3 protein-coding genes are annotated in these 3,197 nt (G+C 53.1%); all 3 read right to left on the reverse strand.

Features of this window, described 5'->3' with window-relative positions; genetic code table 11:
* The coding region (locus KK925_RS09900) for an efflux RND transporter permease subunit (RefSeq protein ID WP_174583576.1) at positions 1-487 on the reverse strand (487 nt) is incomplete at its 3' end.
* A gap of 45 nt (positions 488-532) precedes the next feature.
* Positions 533-1,690, reverse strand: coding sequence for an efflux RND transporter periplasmic adaptor subunit (locus KK925_RS09905; protein WP_174583577.1), 1,158 nt, complete (start codon positions 1,688-1,690; stop codon positions 533-535).
* Positions 1,691-1,811: 121 nt separating this feature from the next.
* The coding region (locus KK925_RS09910) for a TolC family protein (protein ID WP_214096486.1) at positions 1,812-3,197 on the reverse strand (1,386 nt) is incomplete at its 5' end.

A 3,197-nucleotide genomic window follows, 5' to 3' on the forward strand; every position in this document is an offset into this window, starting at 1 on the left:
GGATATCCCAATCCTGCCAAGTTTTTAAGGTCATGAGGTCTACGCCATCACCGATGACTGCATAACGCATGACTTCGCCGACTGCGTCGCTATCGGGACCCAGTACGGGTGTAACTCCGGGAGGTAAGGATACACCATTCGTTAGAAAGAGGCTTGTGTCCTGGCGGGCATGAAAGCTATCGACAAAGTCATGGAACTGAAGAGTTACGACAGAAAGGCCGAAGAGCGAAATGGAACGGAGAGCTTTAAGGTTGGGGACACCGGCAACGGCAGTCTCGATGGGAATAGTCAAAAGCCGCTCTACCTCCAGGGCGCTCCTGCCTGGCCATTGGGTGATGATCTGAACATTCATTGGGGAAATATTGGGATAGGGCTCGATCGGAAGTTGCCTGAAGGAATGGATCCCCCAGGCGAGGAGAACGAGGGCCAAGGTAACTACGACGGCACGGCGAGGTAAAACGAGGTAACGAACCAGTCGGGACTGCATAGTAAGCAAGCGTTTCTCCCGCTTCTGTCCTTGGGACAATAGCTTTTACGGGTTAAGCAACATTTGATTCAAAAGAATGGCGCCCGAAACGACGACCTCTTCATCTCCCCGAAGGCCAGAGAGGATGGCCACTTTGTCCTTTCCGAAGCTCTGAGCAACAACAGCCCGTTTTTGATAATCCTTCTTTTGCGCAACAAGGACATAAGCCTGATCCCCTTCATGAAGGAGGGCAGAGCGTGGCAAAACAACAGCTTTGGCATAGCCAACGACAAGTTCGGCTTCCACATAAAACTCCGGGCGCAGCTCCTTTGTCGGATTGGGAACATCGCACCGGATCGGTAACGTGTGGGTAGCGGGATCGAGACTGGGAGCGATGTAGTTTAGTACACCTGTAAACTGCTTTTGCCCGAGAGCAGGAACATAAAGAATGAGCTTTTGTCCCAGACGAATTTTGGAATAGTCTCGTTCGAATACATTCCCGAAAAACCACAGCTTGGTAGGATCCGCGATCATCATAAAGCTATCCCCCGTGTTAACAAAGGCGCCGGGATCCATGTTACGCTTAACAATGGTTCCAGAAATAGGAGCTCGCAATTTGAGGTAGAGGGATACGTTGCCCGTCCGGTCTAGCTCTTCGATGTCCTGATCGGCGGCCCCTAGGACCTTGAGGCGATTTCTTGCAGCTTGGAGGGTTGCTGACGCATCGGCTTTGAGTTCCGCGGAGTGCAGTTTGCTAATCGTACGGATAGTCTCCCGGGCTACAAGGTACTCCTTTTCCGCGGAAATGAATTCAGGGCTATACAGTTCGGCCAGAACATCTCCTTGGCGCACTTCGGCTCCCTCAAAAACAAGGATGTGATCGAGCCGACCGGCCGTGCGAGCAGAGCAAAGAAAGGAGTATTGGGCATTAAAGGCCAGCTTACCGGGAACAGGGATCGTCAGGGGGACATCCATCCATTGTCCCCGCTCGGCGCGCACAAAGTCGTTGTTAAATTCTTCCGGCGGCCGTGGAATGGTATCGCGAGCTAACCGGCTAGGAAGAGAAAGCTCTTTCTTTTCTCTTTCCGTCTGATGCGAGAGAATGAGCGCGCAAAAAACCAAAGTGGCGGCCCCAGCAAGGACTAACCCGCTGCGTTTCCTTTCTCGAAGCAGGGCGGCGGCGACTTTGCGGATTTTCTGCCAGGGAGGGAGAGGAAAGACCATGGAGGGATCAACGGTTGACAGCGTGAGACCTAGAAGAACTTAACATGCCCCATTTCTCTAAATGGGTCGACTTTGGCTCCAACGCTAAGCATCTCTGAAGGATGCTCATGCGAGTCGACTCCTATGGAGAACCAACCTTTTGTCCCGGTCGGACCTCCCGGTGACCTTTTGAAAGCGCAGCGAGCCTCATGGGATCAACGCCAATAGCGGCGGTCAAAGCTTGGTATGCCTGAGCCGCGTTGGCTTCCCCTTGAGCCAAAGCAAGTTCCGTCGTTCGAAGTGTGTCCTGAGCCGTTAAAAGGTTTACGAAAGGGGTCGTCCCACTTTCATAGTTGGTTAGTGCAAGCCGATAGGCTGCTCTGGCTTCTTCGAGTTGTCGCGTGCGGATAAAATCCACTTGTTTGACCGCTTGAGCGAGTGCATTGTAGGCACTTTCGACTGCAAGCTCCGTCTGTTGAACCAACGAGAGTTGAGCCGCCTGACTCGCATCGTAAGCGTACTTGGCCTGTTCTACACCATGTTTCTCCTTGCGCCAGAACCAAAACGGAAGAATGACGTCAAGCTCAACCCCATAACCGTTGACTGGAGTGAAAAAAAAGGGTGCCTGGTTGCTTACAAGGGATCCCACGATCTGGAAATCGGGGAAGTAGGCGAGCTTTGCCAGCCGGACGTTGTCTTCCGCCGCTTTGACTTGGTGAAGACCGCTCCGAATAGCCGGGTTGTAAACAAGCGCCCAATCCTTGAGGCGTCGCAACGGGATGGAAACGATTCGTGTCTCGGGAATCGTCCCGATCACCTCCAGCGGAGAGCCGGGATCTCGGCCAATCAACGTGTTGAGCGTGGCTCGTGTGGTATCAATTTGACGTTGCAAGCTAAAGCGATTGGTTTCCGCGCTGCTTTCTGCTACCTGGGCATTGAGAAAGTCGACAAAGGCAGCTGCGTTTTGGGCATACCGTACCTGCGTAACTCGTTTCATCTGTTCGAGTCGTTGGATGCTGTCCTCGTTCAGTTGGTATTGGCGTTGGAGAGAGAGGAGTTGGAAAAATTGGGTTTTGGCTTGGGCCACAAGCTGGACGTACAGCGTTTCGGCCTGCCAACCTAAGGATTTGGCCTGGGAATCCGCAATGGCAGCGGCCAAACGTTTTTTTCCCGGGAAGGGAAAGGACTGAGCAAGGGTGTACTCAGGCTGGCCGGGAGCCTGCATCTGGATAATGCCAAGCTGGGGATTGTTTGGAGCCAGAAGTTGGGGGGGGACTGCTTTCGCGGAGAGGTAGCTTTTGTAGGCACTCAGAAACTGGGGATTGTGCGACCGGATCTCCTGACAAAATTCATCCAGAGTAAATCGGTATTTCAAATGGGAAGAGGAAGCGGGAATGGAGAGTTGCGTCACGTCGGAAGCCCTAGCGATGCTCTGCAAAACGCACAGAAGAGCCAGGAGCAAGCTTCCTTTGCAGAGCCCCAGAAAGTGCCTTAATTTTCCGTGCATCCGACCAGAGGACAAGGAGCA

Origin of the sequence: Candidatus Methylacidithermus pantelleriae (assembly GCF_905250085.1) — a bacterium.
GTDB classification, from domain to species: domain Bacteria; phylum Verrucomicrobiota; class Verrucomicrobiia; order Methylacidiphilales; family Methylacidiphilaceae; genus Methylacidithermus; species Methylacidithermus pantelleriae.

Excerpts from the sequence above, each read along its gene's own strand:
- KK925_RS09905 (WP_174583577.1), bottom strand. The coding sequence starts at position 1,690 with ATGGTCTTTCCTCTCCCTCCCTGGCAGAAAATCCGCAAAGTCGCCGCC.